Below are 17,938 nucleotides of genomic sequence, written 5' to 3' on the forward strand. Positions count from 1 at the left end.
GTTTTTTATAAGCAGTATCGTGACTATTAACGAATAAAAATGCATGCGTGGAGCATTATGGTTGCTGAAATAGGTCAGTTCTGGTTAATAGCAACGATGGTGCTGTCTGTTGTGGGTGTTATTTCTACCAGCTACGGAATCGTGAAAGGGAATATCTCGTGGCAAATGTCGATATTGCCACTTTCTCTGCTCAGTTGTATTTTTTGTTTGTTGTCTATTTCTGCATTAGGTTATGGGTTTTACATCGATGATTTTTCTATTCGATATATTGCCGAGCATTCTAATTCTGATTTGCCTGTCTTTTTTAAAGTGGCCGCGATTTGGGGAGGGCATGAAGGGTCATTATTGTTCTGGGTATTAACCTTAACGTTATGGGCAGGTGTCATAACTCTTAATCGAAAAACCATACAAACAGAATACGTTATTCGAGTTTTGTTGGTGCTTAATGCGTTAATTGCTATTTTTTCAGCCTTTACTTTATTTGCTTCAAATCCTTTCATTATTTATGTTAACACGCCATTAGAAGGTCGAGATTTGAATCCAATGTTGCAAGATATTGGATTGATATTTCACCCACCATTATTGTATTTAGGCTACGTCGGATTTGCCGCGACATTTTCATTTGCACTTGCTGCGTTGATGATGAAAGACGTACCGCAATATTGGGTTAAACACGCAAGACATTGGACACTATTAGCGTGGTCATTATTAACCGCAGGAATCAGTTTAGGATCGTGGTGGGCATATTATGAGCTCGGTTGGGGCGGTTGGTGGTTTTGGGATCCGGTTGAAAACGCCTCTTTGGTGCCTTGGTTAACCGCAACGGGTTTACTGCATACCTTAATCGTGAGTGATAAGAAAAACCAACTTCTAAAAACGTCGATGATCCTGTCGTTAGTGACATTTTGTTTGAGTATTTTAGGGACGTTTGTCGTCCGCTCAGGGGTGCTTACTTCTGTTCATGCATTCGCGGTGGACCCAACTCGTGGGATCATTCTTCTTCTGATCTTATTTGTGGTTATGCTAGTCTCCTTTTCTCTGTATTCATTAAAAAGTAGACAGTTAAATAGCCAGCCTATTCGTCATTTTATCAGTCGTGATTTTCTATTTTTATTGCTCGCAGGTTTATTTTCAATCGCAACAATCACGGTATTACTTGGCACATTTTATCCTATGATTTTCCAAATTTTCGGATTAGGAAATATCTCCGTTGGAGCGCCTTATTTTAATCTGTTATTTGTGCCAATGGCGATTGTTGCTTTGTTCATGATCGCCGTGTCGGTCTTTGTTCGTTGGGAAGGAAAGACGACAAATGCAAATACCAAGAAGATCGTTATTTCAGGCTTGATGTCTATTGTGCTAGGGCTAGGAATATATCGTGTTCAATATGAAAATATCGCAATAATTCCTAGCTTGGTTTGGGTGTTGGCTTTCGCGGTAATAATAGGTTCGGTGTGGTCGCTGCAACAGTCTAAAGGCAAAGCGATAGGAATGGTTATCGCGCACATTGGTATTGCTATTGTTATGATTGGTGCGGCGATGAACAGTGAGCACTCTTTTGAAAGCAGTGCAAAAATGGAACCGGGTATTATAGCTAAACTCGCCGATTATGAGATCACTTATAAAGAAACCGAACTACTGGTAGGTTCAAATTACACCGCAGAACAAGCAAATTTATTGATCAGTGAAAATGGCAAAGAAATAGCCATGGTTCAGCCACAACGCCGTCATTATCAAGTTCGTGTAATGAACATGAGTGAACCTGCAATGCATTGGTTTTGGCATGGTGATATATACGTGACGTTAGGTGAAAAATTAAAAGACGGCAGTTTCGCATTACGTTTACAATATAAGGCATACGTTCGATGGATTTGGTTTGGTTCTATTTTGATGGCGCTAGGCGGGGTATTGGCAATGATAAAGCGAAAGAGTAGTAAGAAATGAAGCCAGCAATAAAAGTAGGATTAGCCATTGGAATATGCGCGATAATCTTTAGTTTGTTATTTACAGGATTAGAAACCAAAGAGTCGAGTACATCAACGGCGATGGTGGGAGAGATCGTGCCTACGTTTGAATTACCAGAAGTCATGGATACGTCAATATTATTAGATGAATCGTTATTTCAGCAACAGCCACTAACTTTGCTAAATGTTTGGGCTGCGTGGTGTGGGATTTGCAAAACAGAACATCAGTTTTTGCATCAGTTAAAAGAGCAGGGCATAACCATTATTGGTTTAGATTATCGAGATGATCGCATTGCGGCTAAACAAGTGCTAGAGCAGACAGGTTCGCCATATCAAGCGGTGATTTTTGATCCAAGAGGATCGCTCGCAATGGATTTAGGTGTTTTTGGTACGCCGACCACTTTCTTAATTGATCAGAAAGGAGTGATATTGCATCGCTTTACTGGCGCTTTAGATAAGAAAAAGTGGCAACGTGAATTTGCTGACTTTTTTGAGGAGTAATAATGAAGCGTTTTTTTAATCTATTGGTGCCATTACTCTGTTTATGTTCCGTATTTTCCGTTAATGCATCATTGGATAGCAGTAATAGTTTATTTGTTGCCGCTGACAAAGCGACGATAGAAAGCGTAGAACTGTTTAAGTTTGATTCTTCAGAGCAACAGCAGCAAGCGATAGCCTTGGCAAAAAGCTTACGTTGTCCACAATGTCAAAATCAAAACTTAATTGAGTCAAATTCACCGATAGCGAAAGATCTCCGCTTAGAAGTGTATCAGCAAATTAAAGCGGGAAAGACAGATGAAGAGGTCGTGAGTTTCATGACGCATCGTTTTGGCGATTTTGTTTTATATGAACCGCCATTAAATGCTAAAACCTATGTACTTTGGCTATTGCCGTTATTATTACTTATTGGCTTTGGCATTATGGCGGTTAAATCAGTGAAGAAGAATCGTAAAGAGTAAGTTTAGCTTGCTAGTGCGGTGTGCTCTGCTTCATAAGACCATTCAACACAATATTTTGCTAATATTTCTAGTGAGTCTAAGCACTGCTTGGGTGAATTCATATTTTGTTCAGCCAATGCGACTGGAATTTCAGTACAACCAAAAATAACCGCTTCAGCGCCTTGGGCTAGCATATCCTCAAAAACAGGCAACATCATCGATTTCCCTTTCTCTACATTACCTGCTTTTACTTCGTATATTCCTGCCATTACTGCTTGTTGTTGTAAATCGTCAGTTTCAATCACATCAATATTATATTGGTTGAGTTTTTGTTGGTACATCTTGGTTTTCATTGTTGCCGTTGTTGCTAATAATCCTACGGTTTTATGCTTACGTAATTGAGTTTCTTGTACAACGCTATCAATAATACTAATGGTGTGAACATGGCTTGTTGCACTCAATTGCGGATACCAGTAATGCGCTGTATTGCATGGAATAACAATACACTCTGCACCAGATTGCTCTAATTGATCAAAACTGTGTTTTAGCTCTGGGTAAGGGTCAGTGCCGTGCCCCATGATGAATGCCGTTCTATCTGGGATCTGTGGAACACTACTCACAATCATTGGGATGTGTTCTTGGTCATTATGTGCTGGCGTTTGAGTGATAATTTTCATCATAAATTCAACCGTTGCCAATGGCCCCATACCACCTAAAATACCTAATTTTTTATTCATAATATGATTCCTTTAATATATGTATTTATGAAACTTAAAGAACGATAGGAGCAAGTAAAAATCCGAATCCAATGGCGACAACCACCCCTGTTAAGCCAGGTAGCATGAATGGATGGTCGAAAATATTTTTCCCCATGCGTGTAGATCCTGTAGAGTCAAACTCAATGGCAGCAAGGGATGTTGGGTAGGTAGGCAGAACAAAAACACCGGTAACGGCAACAAATGATGCCAAGATTGCCCAATGAGGAACGTTTAAACTCAGTGCTAATGGAACAATCAGTGGCGTCGTGGCACCTTGTGACATTAGAAGCGTACAAGTACCAAAAAGAACGAGTGATAGCAGCATTGGATAGGAGTGAAGAAGAGATCCTGCAAATTCTTTTATTTCAGGAAGGTGCGCATTAACAACGGTTGACCCCATAGTGACTATGCCGAGAATTACAGCCACTGAACTCATGCCTGAACGGAATGTGGTGGTACGGATAATACGGTCAGGGTGAATGTTACACATTGGTACCATTAAACATGCCGCAGCAAACATACTGACAATGATAATGTCTCGTGTAGACATAACATCGCCACTTGGGAATGTAGGGCGAAGAGAGGGGATTGCGGCATAAATAACAATTGCACAGGTGGCTAATGCAAAAAACAATACTGAGAATTTTGCTTTTGGATCAATTTCTTTGGTCGCACTTGTAGTTTGTTGCGTATTTTCTTTTTGGAGTTGCTGATAAACCACATCGTCTTTTAATTCACACCCTTGTCGAGAGGCGACAAAAGCAGCAACCATAGCAGCAATGAATGAAGCAGGTAGGCAAATTGCCATAATTTCTAAAAAGCTAACTCCGGCTGGCTCCATAATGGAAATCATTGCGGCCATTGCTGCTGAAATTGGAGACCCAGAAATAGCAACTTGAGAGGCAACTACAGCTGCAGATAAAGGTCTTGATGGGCGCTCACCAATTTCTTTAGCAACTTCAGATATAACAGGCAGTGTAGAAAAAACAGTGTAACCAGTACCAGCCATTACCGTCATACACCAAGTGATCATAGGCGCTAATACGTTGATATATTTTGGGTGGCGGCGCATTAAGTTTCCGGCATGATGCACCAACCAATCCATACCTCCGGCCGCTTGCATTGTTGATGCTGCTGTTACCACTGACATGATGATCAAAATAACATTGATAGCAGGAGCACTAGGTTCAAGACCTAATCCAAGAGTGAGTATCGCGAGCCCAAGTCCACCCGCTAAACCAACACCAAGACCTCCCATTTTTAAGCCCCAGTATATACAGATTAAAACAACAGATATTTCGATAATTATCGACATACAACATCCTATTTCAGACTAAATAATTAAATTTTTCATTCATCATCAATGACGAATAAGCTGAATAAATCATGTCAGTTAGTCGGAAGGTTGTTAAATGCTAAGAGTTGTACTTGTATGTCAAATTGGCATAGTTGAAATGAGAAAAATTAGGAATATCTCTCAGTAAGCGTGCATTTTGTTTGTTTTATATACTTTTAAGTGCTAATTATTTGAATTAATCGCAATTTATTAGAGTTATCTAGCATATAAAAATTCAATAAATAGCAATAATGCACTTTAGGAATAGTGATATTTGCCCTTCATAAGCTTGCGATGAGAAAATGACATGAACATTGAAAGTAAATGGTTAGAAGATTTTTTAGTATTGGCTAAAGTTAGAAACTTTTCACAAGCAGCCATACTTAGAAATGTAACCCAACCGGCATTTAGCCGTAGGATCCGTTTATTAGAAGAGACAATAGGTGCTGAATTAATAAATCGAAAAAGTAAGCCTATTGGCCTAACTCCTAGCGGTAAGTTATTTCGAGTGACCGCCAGGACATTGGTGAATCAAATTGTGACAGGTATTGACCAAATTTCAGATTTATCTCAACTTGGAGGGAATGTTGTTCAAGTTGCAGCGGCTCATTCATTAGCAACCCATCTAATTCCTAAGATTCAAAAAACATTACCCGAAGGTAATTACAAACCTATATTAAGTATTGAAGCTATTGATGTTGACCAAGCGACTAAAGAACTAAGAGATGGAGCGTGCGATATTCTATTGGCGTTTGATGATGATATTTTAAGGTTACCGCCATACCAATCATTACTAATTGCAAAAACAGAGCTTTTACCTGTGAGCGCATGTGATGATAATGGGGCTCCTATTTATCAGCTTGATAATAAAAATGTAGTTCCATGGCTTGCTTATAGCTCTACTTCATATATGGGAAGACAAGTTGAAACTGTAAAAGATGAGGTTTTATTGAAACCCGTATTTTCATCGTCAATGACAGATATGTTGAAGATGCTAGTACTTGATAAACAAGGCATTGCTTGGTTGCCTGCTTATAGTATTGAGAAAGAATTGAAACAAAAAAAAGTCGCAATCATTGGCGAGCAATCATTACGACTTCCGATTGAATACTATGCTTATCGCTATCAAGCTAGATTGCATCCCGCAGGAGAGAAAGTGTGGAACATTCTTTGCGAAATAGAATCTTAGTTTTTGTCGATGGGTTCTTTTTCTAAATTTATTGTTGGTACACAAAGAATCAAAATCGATGCGCTAATGATGGACGCCATGAGATCCGTTGGCCAATGCATTCCAAGCCATAAGCGACTTAAACCGACACCAACTCCCCAGCTAATCACTGCCGCGGTTAGTACATAGTGCTTATGACGAAGTAAAAAGCCACCCCAGAATAAAACACAGATAGCGGCAAAAATAGTATGACCTGATGGGAATGAATAATTCGTACCTTGACGCCATTGATCAATACGAGCTGGGCTAACAAGCGTTTCAACCATTGAGATCATATCTTGTTTATCTTGTTCTTTTAATAAGTAAAACGCATCAGGGCTTTCAACGATACTGACTTGTGTTAATGCTTGAGTAAAAGGACGAGGGATCTCAGTGATGGCTTTAACACTGGTTTTAAGTATTAAGCTAAGTACTAATAAGATGGCAAATTGAAGATAGAGGGACAATATCTTCTTGAAAGGCATACGCTTAATAATAGGTAAGCAACAAAGTATTGCCGAAGTGACGATAAAAAGAGGATGACCGGCAGAACGACTTAACAAGCTAAGAAGACTATTTGCTATCTCTGACATTGGGTCAAATAAATTGGGTGTTGGAATGATCAAAATAACCAACAGCATCGCTGCAATAAACAGAAAGAAAGCAACGAGTTCGTAAATACGGTTTTTAGGTGAAAATGAAAATAACATAGTAAATTGTTTCATAAAATTAAGTGTCATTAGTGTACCTTGCTTGCACGCTCTATGGGCACAATAAATGTAGAAAAAACGGATAATGAGTAGAGTTATTACTCCACAATGTAACAAAAGATTACAATTAGGTGCTTTCTTATGGTTACAAAATCTTTAAATAGAATTAACCATTGTCAGAGGGGGTTTAAATAAACGTCAAAAAATCACTGGTCAGATTTCTGGCATTGATCCATATCCATACACTCGGCGCACTATAAAAAAGAGAGCCGAAATGCTAGGACATTCTTTTATTAAAAGAGTTCGAATATTTTAGCCACTACTCGTGGATATGAAGTAAATGATGAACACCCCTTTTTCTCGCTCACTGTTAGCAACAAGTTTTCTTCTAGCTAGTACCACATCTGTTGCTGGTGGTTTTCAAATCAACGAGCATTCAGCAACGGGTTTAGGCCGCGCATTCGCAGGTGAAGCGGTTATTGCTGATAACGCATCAGTATTAAGCCGAAACGCCGCGGCAATGATGATGTTTGATAAAGACGCGTTTTCTATGGGTATGACCATGGTTAAGCCGGATGTGAGTGTTAAGAATGCGAAGTATCATAGTATGTCAGGGAACGTTCAAGCCGATATAAATTATAAGCATAATAATTTTCTTGATGTAAATATACCTACTGGATATACGTTAGATAATTCAAATTTCTCACAAACATCTACCTCTTTAACTGATGTGGATGGTATTGCAGAAACAGCGATAGTGCCGAATTTTTATTATATCCACCCCATTAATGAAAAGTTTGCTGTTGGTGTGGCTGCATATTCTAACTTTGGTACAGGTACTGAATTTGATGATAACTATGGAGCAGCTATTTTTGGTGGTAAAACTAGCGTAAAAAGTATGAATTTAGGATTTAGCATCGCTTATCGTATCAACGAACATTTAAGCTTTGGTGGTGGCCTTGATGTAATTTATGGCGTTGGGGATTTATACCGAGATATAAATGCTGATTTAACTGGTTCTGTGAATTTTATTAATGATAAGGATGGTAGTACATCTCATATAGATTTAGGGGGAGCATCGTTAAAAATTAATGCCCTAGATGTTCATGCCACTGGTGTTGGTCTAGGTGGAAATATTGGTATGGTTTATGAGGTTAATGAAGGGAGTCGATTTGGTTTTAGCTACAAATACAGCCCAGAGATTGAAGCCAAAGGTGATGTTAAGTATTTAGCTGCATCTCAGCAAAGTGACAAAATTTACTTACCTTTACCGGATATTGCAGAGTTTTCTGGTTTTCATATGATTACTGACAAGACTGCAATTCATTACAGTATTCAATGGGTCGGTTGGTCTGCATTTGATACTATTGATACTGAGTACGACACAATTAAAGAATATCATTGGAAAAATTCATATCATTATGCCATTGGTGCAACCCATTATTTAAATAATAAATGGATATTACGTACCGGTTATATGTATGACCAAACGCCAGTCGATGAATTAACGTCTATTTCAATTCCTGATTCTGATCGTCAATGGTTCTCTGCCGGTTTTACGTATAATTGGAGTACTAACACGACTCTTGATTTTGGTTTTACCTATTTAATTGGTAAGGATGTTCAAGTTAACGAACACATGGAAGAAAATCTTCCTATTCCGTCATTAACGGCCACGACTCACTCTGATGCTGTACTCGCAGCCATCCAATTGAGCCATACTTTCTAATTTAATTCATAAAACTGATAGGTTGCTCAATGAATATAGACTCTGATGCATCGGAGTCTTTTTTTTGTTTATAAATAATGGTCTAATTGCGCCTCATTCCTAATTCCTCGTTTGGTATCAACATGGATCCAGTTATTCGCCGAGCAAAAGAAATTGATCTCTTTCGCTTAAACTCAATGATGTATCAGCTACACGATGAACATCATCAGCAATGCCCTGAACTATTTAAAACCGCGTCTGAAATAGAAGAAGAGAAAAGCATCTCTCGGTATTTAGATGATCCTGAATGCATGGTTTATGTTGCTGAAAAAGACGATGATATTGTGGGCTTTGTCACTGGGCATTTTTGTGAGTTAGTCTCTACAGTAAGTAAACCAGTAATGATGGCGACTATCGATGAGCTGTATGTTGAAAAAGCATGCCGTAGAGATAAAATAGCGGATAAATTGATGACGCGTATTGAACAAGAATTACGAGATTATGGCGTAAAAGAAATTTTTGTTGAAGTATGGGGATTTAACCAATCAGCATTGGACTTTTATTATCAGCAAGGCTTAAAAGAGCATATCCATTATTTACGTAAACCTTTAGTCGATAACGAGTAATAGAGACAATGATAAAAATAGTATTCCGATACATCATATTACTTTGTGTATTGTTTTCTACGCATATTTTTGCAGCAGAAGGCATGGAACCTAAAGGGGCTGTGTGTGTTATTGATGATGGACATCGAGTTGTATTAATTAAAGAGTTGATCACTGGTAAATACTCATTACCAGGGGGCTTGATAGATGAGGGAGAGACGCCTCAACAAGCCGCTGAAAGAGAAGCGTGGGAAGAAGCGGGATTAATCGTTACGGCAAAAGACTTATTGTACAAAGACGACAACGCTTTTTTTTACCGTTGTAAAAGTGAATCGGATATTGTTGTTTTTGATTTAGAAACATCAAACGGTTTCTATCGCGTTCCTGCGTGGTTTGCTCCTCATTATGGCATTGAAACGGATGCGGTGTATTTAACTGAACCTTATAAACTAGGGAGTGAGTATTATCGGTATCCATATCAGCTTGAGTTATTACAACAGTGGATTATTAAACCTAAAACCAGTTATAACAAGGTTGCATGGGTTAAGAACCTCGTAGAACAAGCCCCTGAAATTCATCAAACAGAGTTGTCGATTCTCTCTTCTTTAAGAAGCTCGATTGATGGACTTCCGAATGTCGTAAATGTCAGTATAAAGCTGATATTTACGGTCATTAATGAAACCGGGCAAGAAGCTTTCTTTTATTTTTTATTTATTTTTGCATTGGTTTATTTTGATCGACGGACGGCATTAGCACTATTGTTTGGTATTGTGATTACCATTGTATTTGCTGGTATTGCTAAACAAGGATTAGGGTTACCACGCCCGTTTGTGTATATCCCACAGTTACAGTTGACGCCAGCGTATGGTTTTGGGATGCCAAGCATGAACTCCATGCTATCGGTTGTGATGTATGGCATTTTCTATTTGGCATTGAAACGAGAAAACTTGTCATCGAAAGTAGTTAAAACGTGGGGAATAGTCTTTATTTGTTTTGTTTTAGCTCAAGCAACGGCACGAGTCTGGCTTGGTGTTCATTTTATTACTGATGCTATTGTGGGTATTGCGCTTGGTGCAATGGTGGTAGTGCACTTTAGCTTAATGGAAAAAAGGCACGGGAACTTAATTTATAACGTGATTAGCTCTGTGTATTTTTGGTTGATCATGAGTGTGCTTATCAGTGGGATTGCTTTTGTTATGCTTTACATGAACTACCTTTATATGGCGGCGGTTTGTTGGGGAGTAACTTTAGCTATTTCGTTATCGGATTACCAAAAAATAACGACAGTAAGAAATCGATTAATTGTACTGATTAGCTTAATCATGGCGGTTGTTGCTGCAAGGTGGATGACTGAACATTTACTCAATGCAGTAGAGCGAAGCAGCGAAAGTGTATTAATAATTAAAGCAAGTGCGAACTTTACACTTATTTTCTTACTTATTATGGCTGTAACGTATTTGCCTAAATGGTTAAATAAAATTAAGTAACAGACACTTACTCCTCTATTTTTCTATAAATAGGGGAGTAGCGTATTAATAATGGTTAGTGATTATCTAGCCATTCAAGAGCTTCATTTTGTACTTGAATACGTACCTTTTTATTCAATTTCTTAGCTGAAAAGTCGCGATATTTATCAGCTTCTGGGTAGCCTTTTGACGCCGCTAAATTAAACCAGAAATAGGCTTTCTCCATATCTTGGTTTACTTCTTCACCTTGATAATACAAGAACCCGAGATTACGCATTGACGTTGGGTTACCAAGTTCTGCTGCTCTAATATAGAGTAATTCAGCTTGATGTGTATTTTGAACTAATCCCTTACCTTTTAAATACAAATCAGCAAGATTGTTCATTGCATTCGGGTAGTCTTGCTCAATCGCTTTGTTATACCACTCAACAGCAAGATCGTATTGCCCTGAATCTTCATACATTTTACCAAGATTATAATAGGCCGTTGTGCTGTCATTTACGGCAGCCTTCATGAAAAACTGAATCGCTAGCGTTGAGTTAATATCAGTACCAATACCTTTCGCATAAATAGTACCTATTTTATTTTGTGCTTCAACTGAACCATTATTCGCAGCACTTGTTAGCCAAGTAATTGCGTCTTTGTAATTATCTTGGTTGAAATAAGCCGTCCCTTTTAAGTAATCATTATGTGCATCGGCATTCGCGAATGCCATCGGGGATAAAAGAGATGCAGATAACAATAGCGTTCTTAACGTTAATTTCATTATATAACCAATAAGTTAGTCAAAGAATAGAACGTTATTTTATCAATAAATGTACAGTACAGCGAGTGTTATATTGGAAGAGTTCGGTAGGATGAATCGTATTTCTATTGGTAGATTACAGAGAAACTACCAATAGAAAGTGACCACGATTATTTGTTTTGGATAGATATTGTTGGCGGGTAGATATCTGTTTTTCTAAATTCTTGCATTACGCGTAATGTAATATCGGTTTCAAATAATTTCTCAAACTTAATATCAACCACATAAGCCTTACAAGTTAGTTGAATGCCCAAATAATTTTCAGTAATGGTCTGTTTTACTAGCACAACAACAGGCTTTGGTAAGTGGATATAACGACTTGATGAAGCTGCTTCTTGAATAATATCGCGGGCCGCATTAATGTCTTGATCCATTCCGATATAGAAAGGGATGACGACTTGCATATCCAAAGCACCATAATTACCACTAATAGCGACTTCATTTAAGAATTTATTGTTTGGGATGGTGATGATGTCATCATTAAGTGTTTGCATGCGTACGGAGCGTAATCCGATAGCAATAATATCACCATAGTGTCCTTCGAACGTGACACGGTCGCCCACTTGAAAAGGTCGATCAATCATAATGGTTAAGCCTGCAATAAAAGAGGCCGTGAGATCTTTTAATGCGAAACCAACAGAAACGGCGAGAGTACCACCGATTAAAGCTAAAACCCTTTCATCAACACGGAAACTGAGCATGAACACTGTCATACCTGTCGACATATAGATAAAAAATTGGAAGAAGGATTGCAGCTTTTGCATCAACATACGTCGTTGGGCAAACTGGTTACTTATCCCATCCACAATCGATTGGATAAAACGAAGAAATAACCAAGCGGCGATAACAATAAGGAATGAGAAAGCAACACCACTCCAACGAATAAGGCTCGCGAATTGATGCAGGTTGCCGATAGATTGAGGATCTTCAGCAAAAGCACTCGATCCAAAGCTTAATGTAAGTACGAGAATAAATAAACGAAGCATATTATTTCACCAATAAATGTTGACGATGAAGTACGTTAGTAATGTGTCGGAACCAATGATCTGAAATTCGAGCTTTATCATCACTCCATTCAATGTACCCACGACTTTGGAAGTAGCGGAGTGTACTGATCACTTCAGCCATACTTAACCGACTGCATTCACATACATCCGCTGGAGATGCAATTTCCAATTGTACGATGGATCGCAATACGGCCAGCATGGGTTTTGGCATGGTTTCTAGGTCATCAGAGTGCGGTGCTCTAAATAAACGAACCAAAATGGCATCAGTATCTTTATCACGGTGCAGAGACAATCTAAAGAAACGTAAAGCAACCGTTGGGTTACCATCAGAATAATCCCATAGAATGCGGTAGAAGCCATTCTTAGCGCGTTCTTCTTCTGTTAAGGTCTCTTCATCCCATTGTCTAGGTAAAACTAAGCCATCAAAAGAGAGTTGTTGCTCATTTGTTTTTACAATTCGGCTTTCTAATAAGCTGCCAATTTGTTTCTCAGTCCACTTCGGCATGAAAGTGACCAAATCAAATAACAATCTTTCTCCACGAGCTCGGTCAATAAAACGCCAACTTGATTTCTCAATAGCCAATACAACACGATGGCTTTTTCTTGCTCGTCTTAATAGATTTGTGAGCTTCATTAAATCTGCTAACCCATTGACTTTAGGCTTCACCAAACGTTGAGCATTATCAAAAGCAAGCAAATAGCATGTGTCACTGTTTCTCAGGTGTTGAAGAATGTCTCTTTCACTCGATTCTTCTGATAGTCCAAGTTGTCTTGCTAATTCAGGAAGTAGAGCTGAATAACCGTCATAAGGGCAATTTAGGTAAAGTGGTTGGGCGTTTTTTACTTTATTTAAAATACGGTTGAGTAGGGCTGTTGTGCCCACGCCACGCTCACCTGATAGAACACACACCGCAGGGCTTTCTGTGAGTAAATAACGAGAAAGTGCCGTCATTTCTTCTTTAGCGTAATCTTCGATAAGTTCCGAGTCTTCAGAGCCCGGAGAAATAAAATCAAAAGCGAGTCCGCCCTTGATCCTTACTAGATTTGATTGTTCGCGTGAGACTTCCGTTTGTTTTGCAACTTCAATTCGGAACAAATAGGCGAGTGCATGGCTGAACGCCGTGTATTGAGATAACGTCGATACGATGACGTGCTGAATCGATCGCCAAACTAACCATGCAGAACCACAAGCCGTCGCGATAATTGAGATTAAGAATGTATTTTTATTTCTGACAGCCCAATGAATGGATAAAGGTAATGGGTCTAAATTATGAATGCGTTCAAAAATCGTTGCTTTCCATTGTCTTAGAGTAATGATTGTCAGCAAGATAAAGAATAAATACACCGCAGAATTAATCCAAGCATAAATCGTTCCTTCTCCTAACGTTCGCGATGAAATTTGGAGAATTACGCCAGCAAAAATGGCACCCCAAATATAACGACGGATGGTAGATAAACGAAGTGCGATAGTTTCTTTTTTATTGTGTTTGCTGTTTCGATACGCAAATTCAAGAATCAAACTTACCGCAATAGAACCGCCTAAGATCCACCATGTAAATATCTCTAAGAATATAAGGTGTTGTAAGCTTGGTAAGGTCGAAATAATTCGAAGAGTGACCGTGATAAGTAATAACCAAGCAATCGCTTTCTGTGCTCGGCTAAAATACCAAATAGTACGGATAAGAAGATTTGGTTTTGTCGCGCCTTCTAATTTTGATTTTTTAAAGTCACTAATTAAGCGAGCGTTATTACGCATCCACCAATTAAAAACAAAAAATACACACAATACCTTAAATATGACGCTAATCGCGGGCACTGGCGAAATCGTTAAATCACGAAGTAAATTTTTGAAACTACGAATTTGGTAGTGTAAGTAATATTCAATGTTGAGCCGAGTTATGCTGAGCTCTGAATAAAACTGAGTTACACCGTAAGGACCGAATCCGGTCAGTTGCTCTCGCGTTGTACTGTCCGTTAATTGAAGTAACTGTTGTTTACTTAAGTTTAATGAATTTAATGATTGATGATTTTCTTCTACGGTTAACCAATTGTTTTCTGTCGCATCATTTTTATACGCAGTCAGTGCTTCTCTTAGTTTTTCAGTATGCTTACTTTGTTGAAGCATGGTGTTAGATAAAAGTCGCTTAACCTGAGCGTAATTGTTGTTTGAGAAAAAATGCTGTTCAGGAAGAGCTTGAACCTTGGTATCAATTTCTTGAGCGGGTTTACTGATCTCAATCGGTTGATCATTTGTTAGGCCCCAACTCGCGTAGCTAACCGGAGAGAGCAGTAAAGTGAAAGAAAGAAATAAGAAATGAGAGAATCGTTTCATAATTACCATAAAATATAATGATTTAATTACTTATTACATTAGCTAAATTAATAGAAAAAACCAGTAACAAAGGTAGGAATGAGCAATAAAAGTGAGATATGGTCATGAATACTGTTCTTTTTTAGAGTTTTGAGAAGATTTATCGACTTAAAAACGGTTTAAGAAAGGTATTCATTCAAATTAAGAAAGAAACTCATTAGAATAGAGCATTAAACCGTGTTCAATTTTATCGATGATAATTACATATGTATTGGTTCTTATTTCTTGGTGGTAGCGTTATATGCTTAATTGTTTTTATTATGCATTTTCAAGCCGTCGAAAAGAAAAGGGTGTTAACAGCTAACAAACGTAGGCGTTTTGATAATCAATCAACGATGGTTGAATTTGATTCAGATACTGATCGTAAAGATAAAATCGAGCGAGCGATAAAGGGCAATTTAACCGCACAATTGGCGTTAGGTGCTGATTTGGAATTAGTCGATCAAAATGGATCGATTAAGTGGTATTTAAAAGCCGCAGAGCAGCGTAGTCAACAAGCTTATTATGCCTTAGTTCGTTTATATGATAATAATTACGATGATCATGATGCAAAAGAGAAATCAGGTTATTGGGATGCCGTATTAGGTGATAGCAAAGGAGACGTTGTTTCTTCATTGTCACTAGGGAAGATGTATCTAGAAGGAAAAGGGTGCGAGAAAAGCATTGAAACGGGTACGAAAATAATAACAACACTGGCTTTGAATAATGATCTTTCAGCTCAATGGTTTTTAGCTCAATGGTATCAAAAACTTGAAAATGGACATCCTGAAGGTTTTTATTGGATGTTGAGAGCCGCTTACCAAGATGATCCTAAAGCGATGGTGACAGTCAGTTCTTGTTATTATCATGGTATTGGAACACCGCAAAATATTTACAAAGCAATATATTGGTCAGAACGTGGGGGGGAACTTAAAAGCCCTGAAGCGCAGTTACGTTCATCGCAATACAATCAAAATATATCGTCTTCTCATAATGCAGTTGCTTACATTTGGGCTTATCTTGCCGTCGCAAATGGGTATGAAGAAGCGCACAGTTTTCGTAATGAACTAGAACAGATTCTGCCTTTAGAGAATTTATTAACGATTCAGAATGTAGCAAGAAAGCTTCATGGATTAATGGATGAAAAACCGGTAAAGAAACATTCGGTAATTCGTCTTCTTAATAAATTTTATGTGAGAGAACATTATCTACCACCAGAAGACATTAATGAAGAATGCAATATGTACACAGATTAGTGTTTAAAGTGTCGTGATAATACCAATACCGTAATGAAGAAATCATCTAATTTATTGCATTGGGATAAGAGAAAAAACAGAAAAAAAAATGCCAGTCATTATGACTGGCATTTTTTATTGTATCGAATTAGCTAATGTTTCAAATGCTATCGATTAATCGTCACGCATGATACCAAGAATACTTAGTAGACTGATGAAGATATTGTAGATTGATACATATAATGTAATCGTTGCTGAGATGTAGCTTGTTTCGCCACCACGGATGATTGATTGTGTTGTTAACAGAATCGCACCAGTAGAAAACAAGATGAACATACCACTCATTACAAGATGCAACAGAGGCATTTGTAGGAAGATATTCGCAACCATACCAATGAGTAGAACAACAAAACCAGCCATCATTACACCGTTAAGGAATGATAAATCACGTTTAGTTGTTAAGGCATACGCTGATGCAGCCATGAATGACAGTGCAGTACCGCCAAGAGCCGTTAGGATAACATCGCCCATTCCTGCACCAATGTACATGTTTAGAATTGGACCAATGGTGTAGCCTAAGAAGCCAGTAAATAGGAATGTAAATAGAAGACCCATGCTGTTGTTACGGTTCTTTTCTGTTAAGTACAATAGACCGTAGAAACCAACTAGCATAATGATAATACCTGGACGAGGTAAGTTCAGAGCCATTGATACGCCAGCAACTAATGCTGACCATAGTAATGTCATAGACAGTAAGAAATAAGTATTACGTAATACTTTATTCGTTTGTAGAGCCGACTCTTGTGTGCGAGTTTGGCCGAACATTTGATTATTCATCGTATTCCCCTTGGAATGGACAGACATAAATATATAGACAGTTATGATGCCTATAGTTCAAAAAATCAAGGTAGTTCTGTTTTTTGAACTGAATTAGTTGAGCTGGAAACCATTTTACATCAGTACATTAACTTAGCTGATGAAGTTTGTAAGTATCTGTAACAACAAACAGCGATCCTAAGATCGCTGTTTGTTGAGTTTATCAGCAATATTGATTGCTGTATGTTAATTGTTCGTTATTTAGTGATGCAGAATCTGACTTAAAAATAATTGAGTACGATCCGACTGTGGGTTTTCAAAGAAATCGATAGGATTATTTTCTTCAATAATCTCCCCTGCATCCATAAAAATGACGCGATCAGCAACTTCTTTTGCAAACCCCATTTCATGAGTTACACACAGCATTGTCATGCCTTCATCTGCTAATTCAACCATTACATCGAGTACTTCACGTACCATCTCTGGATCGAGCGCTGATGTTGGCTCATCAAACAGCATGATTTGTGGATTCATACACAGTGAACGTGCAATGGCGACTCGTTGTTGTTGTCCTCCAGATAGTTGCCCTGGGTATTTATCGGCTTGGTCTGGAATTTTCACACGTTCCAGAAACCGCATCGCTAAGGCATTCGCTTCTGATTTTGGCATTTTTTTCACCCAAATTGGCGCGAGTGTGCAATTTTCTAATACGGTTAAATGAGGGAACAGATTAAAGTGCTGAAAACACATACCGACTTCTCTGCGTACCGCCTCAATATTTTTTAAGTCTTCAGTTAGTTCGGTACCAGAGACAAAAATATGGCCTTTTTGATGTTCTTCTAAACGATTAATACAGCGGATCATCGTTGACTTGCCTGAGCCTGATGGGCCACAAATAACTATCTTCTCGCCTTTTTTAACTTGTAAGTTAATGTTTTTAAGAACATGAAATTGACCATACCATTTGTTCATGTCTTCTAATTGGATCATATAATCTTGTTGAGTCGTCATAACTACATCCTTGAATTCTGTT

General features: G+C 38.2%; 16 protein-coding genes. 8 read left to right on the top strand and 8 right to left on the bottom strand.

Translation table 11 applies throughout. The annotated features are described in order from the left end of the window. Positions 1-57: 57 nt before the first annotated feature. Genes A6E04_RS18970 through nrfF form a run of 3 tightly spaced genes read left to right on the top strand, consistent with a single transcriptional unit; the run spans position 58 to position 2,923 of the window. Positions 58-1,944, top strand: coding sequence for a heme lyase CcmF/NrfE family subunit (locus A6E04_RS18970; RefSeq protein WP_065612106.1), 1,887 nt, complete (start codon positions 58-60; stop codon positions 1,942-1,944). After that, entirely contained in the window at positions 1,941-2,465 is a 525-nt protein-coding gene (locus tag A6E04_RS18975) for a DsbE family thiol:disulfide interchange protein (protein WP_065612085.1), read from the top strand. Before A6E04_RS18970 ends, A6E04_RS18975 begins: the two co-directional genes overlap by 4 nt. 2 nt (positions 2,466-2,467) lie before the next feature. After that, the gene (gene nrfF / locus A6E04_RS18980; protein WP_023603490.1) at positions 2,468-2,923 is read left to right on the top strand and encodes a heme lyase NrfEFG subunit NrfF; all 456 of its coding nucleotides are present in this window, start codon (positions 2,468-2,470) and stop codon (positions 2,921-2,923) included. A 2-nt stretch (positions 2,924-2,925) separates the two neighbouring features. On the opposite strand, the gene cuyB is transcribed toward nrfF, so the two are convergent. Continuing rightward, complete coding sequence (gene cuyB, locus A6E04_RS18985; protein ID WP_023603489.1) at positions 2,926-3,639, bottom strand: cysteate racemase; 714 nt, start codon at positions 3,637-3,639, stop codon at positions 2,926-2,928. A 34-nt stretch (positions 3,640-3,673) separates the two neighbouring features. Next, positions 3,674-4,975: an anaerobic C4-dicarboxylate transporter gene (locus A6E04_RS18990; RefSeq protein ID WP_065612086.1), complete on the bottom strand. Its 1,302-nt coding sequence runs from the start codon at positions 4,973-4,975 to the stop codon at positions 3,674-3,676. Between the two features lie 328 nt (positions 4,976-5,303). Between A6E04_RS18990 and A6E04_RS18995 the strand changes: the two genes are divergently transcribed. Further along, on the top strand, positions 5,304-6,185 hold the full coding sequence (locus A6E04_RS18995) for a LysR substrate-binding domain-containing protein (protein ID WP_065612087.1): 882 nt from the start codon (positions 5,304-5,306) through the stop codon (positions 6,183-6,185). Here the strand turns inward: A6E04_RS18995 and A6E04_RS19000 are convergent. Then, on the bottom strand, positions 6,182-6,943 hold the full coding sequence (locus tag A6E04_RS19000; protein WP_065612088.1) for a phosphatase PAP2 family protein: 762 nt from the start codon (positions 6,941-6,943) through the stop codon (positions 6,182-6,184). The genes A6E04_RS18995 and A6E04_RS19000 overlap by 4 nt on opposite strands. 313 nt (positions 6,944-7,256) lie before the next feature. On the opposite strand from A6E04_RS19000, the gene A6E04_RS19005 reads away from it, so the two are divergent. The 3 genes from A6E04_RS19005 to A6E04_RS19015 all read left to right on the top strand — a co-directional run bounded on the left by A6E04_RS19005 (position 7,257) and on the right by A6E04_RS19015 (position 10,713). Further along, on the top strand, positions 7,257-8,642 hold the full coding sequence (locus A6E04_RS19005; protein ID WP_065612089.1) for an outer membrane protein transport protein: 1,386 nt from the start codon (positions 7,257-7,259) through the stop codon (positions 8,640-8,642). Between the two features lie 122 nt (positions 8,643-8,764). After that, the gene (locus A6E04_RS19010; RefSeq protein ID WP_023603484.1) at positions 8,765-9,247 is read left to right on the top strand and encodes a GNAT family N-acetyltransferase; all 483 of its coding nucleotides are present in this window, start codon (positions 8,765-8,767) and stop codon (positions 9,245-9,247) included. Positions 9,248-9,255: 8 nt separating this feature from the next. Beyond that, positions 9,256-10,713, top strand: a complete 1,458-nt coding sequence (locus A6E04_RS19015) for a phosphatase PAP2 family protein (RefSeq protein WP_065612090.1) — start codon at positions 9,256-9,258, stop codon at positions 10,711-10,713. 55 nt (positions 10,714-10,768) lie between these two features. On the opposite strand, the gene A6E04_RS19020 is transcribed toward A6E04_RS19015, so the two are convergent. From A6E04_RS19020 to A6E04_RS19030, 3 genes are all read right to left on the bottom strand, one after another. Beyond that, on the bottom strand, positions 10,769-11,458 hold the full coding sequence (locus tag A6E04_RS19020) for a tetratricopeptide repeat protein (RefSeq protein WP_017023619.1): 690 nt from the start codon (positions 11,456-11,458) through the stop codon (positions 10,769-10,771). A 149-nt stretch (positions 11,459-11,607) separates the two neighbouring features. Continuing rightward, entirely contained in the window at positions 11,608-12,483 is an 876-nt protein-coding gene (locus tag A6E04_RS19025) for a mechanosensitive ion channel family protein (protein WP_012550588.1), read from the bottom strand. Between the two features lies 1 nt (position 12,484). Then, a complete protein-coding gene (locus A6E04_RS19030; protein ID WP_065612091.1) occupies positions 12,485-14,836 on the bottom strand; it encodes an ATP-binding protein in 2,352 nt (783 codons plus the stop codon). 245 nt (positions 14,837-15,081) lie between these two features. Here A6E04_RS19030 and A6E04_RS19035 point away from each other — a divergent pair, with 245 nt between their 5' ends. Continuing rightward, on the top strand, positions 15,082-16,110 hold the full coding sequence (locus A6E04_RS19035) for a tetratricopeptide repeat protein (protein WP_017023621.1): 1,029 nt from the start codon (positions 15,082-15,084) through the stop codon (positions 16,108-16,110). A gap of 153 nt (positions 16,111-16,263) precedes the next feature. Here the strand turns inward: A6E04_RS19035 and A6E04_RS19040 are convergent, their stop codons facing one another. Together A6E04_RS19040 and A6E04_RS19045 are read right to left on the bottom strand one after the other, a co-directional pair. After that, on the bottom strand, positions 16,264-16,926 hold the full coding sequence (locus tag A6E04_RS19040; protein WP_012550590.1) for a Bax inhibitor-1 family protein: 663 nt from the start codon (positions 16,924-16,926) through the stop codon (positions 16,264-16,266). Between the two features lie 240 nt (positions 16,927-17,166). Further along, on the bottom strand, positions 17,167-17,916 hold the full coding sequence (locus A6E04_RS19045; protein WP_017023622.1) for an amino acid ABC transporter ATP-binding protein: 750 nt from the start codon (positions 17,914-17,916) through the stop codon (positions 17,167-17,169). Positions 17,917-17,938 lie beyond the last annotated feature (22 nt).

Origin of the sequence: Aliivibrio logei, assembly GCF_001691055.1 — a bacterium.
GTDB classification, from domain to species: Bacteria; Pseudomonadota; Gammaproteobacteria; order Enterobacterales; family Vibrionaceae; genus Aliivibrio; species Aliivibrio salmonicida.

Coding starts and splice junctions, on each gene's coding strand:
- A6E04_RS19045 (WP_017023622.1), bottom strand. CDS start 17,916: ATGACGACTCAACAAGATTATATGATCCAATTAGAAGACATGAACAAA.
- A6E04_RS19005 (WP_065612089.1), top strand. CDS start 7,257: ATGAACACCCCTTTTTCTCGCTCACTGTTAGCAACAAGTTTTCTTCTA.
- A6E04_RS18990 (WP_065612086.1), bottom strand. CDS start 4,975: ATGTCGATAATTATCGAAATATCTGTTGTTTTAATCTGTATATACTGG.
- A6E04_RS18995 (WP_065612087.1), top strand. CDS start 5,304: ATGAACATTGAAAGTAAATGGTTAGAAGATTTTTTAGTATTGGCTAAA.
- A6E04_RS19010 (WP_023603484.1), top strand. CDS start 8,765: ATGGATCCAGTTATTCGCCGAGCAAAAGAAATTGATCTCTTTCGCTTA.
- A6E04_RS18975 (WP_065612085.1), top strand. CDS start 1,941: ATGAAGCCAGCAATAAAAGTAGGATTAGCCATTGGAATATGCGCGATA.
- A6E04_RS19025 (WP_012550588.1), bottom strand. CDS start 12,483: ATGCTTCGTTTATTTATTCTCGTACTTACATTAAGCTTTGGATCGAGT.
- A6E04_RS19015 (WP_065612090.1), top strand. CDS start 9,256: ATGATAAAAATAGTATTCCGATACATCATATTACTTTGTGTATTGTTT.
- nrfF (WP_023603490.1), top strand. CDS start 2,468: ATGAAGCGTTTTTTTAATCTATTGGTGCCATTACTCTGTTTATGTTCC.
- cuyB (WP_023603489.1), bottom strand. CDS start 3,639: ATGAATAAAAAATTAGGTATTTTAGGTGGTATGGGGCCATTGGCAACG.
- A6E04_RS19040 (WP_012550590.1), bottom strand. CDS start 16,926: ATGAATAATCAAATGTTCGGCCAAACTCGCACACAAGAGTCGGCTCTA.
- A6E04_RS19030 (WP_065612091.1), bottom strand. CDS start 14,836: ATGAAACGATTCTCTCATTTCTTATTTCTTTCTTTCACTTTACTGCTC.
- A6E04_RS18970 (WP_065612106.1), top strand. CDS start 58: ATGGTTGCTGAAATAGGTCAGTTCTGGTTAATAGCAACGATGGTGCTG.
- A6E04_RS19035 (WP_017023621.1), top strand. CDS start 15,082: ATGTATTGGTTCTTATTTCTTGGTGGTAGCGTTATATGCTTAATTGTT.
- A6E04_RS19020 (WP_017023619.1), bottom strand. CDS start 11,458: ATGAAATTAACGTTAAGAACGCTATTGTTATCTGCATCTCTTTTATCC.
- A6E04_RS19000 (WP_065612088.1), bottom strand. CDS start 6,943: ATGACACTTAATTTTATGAAACAATTTACTATGTTATTTTCATTTTCA.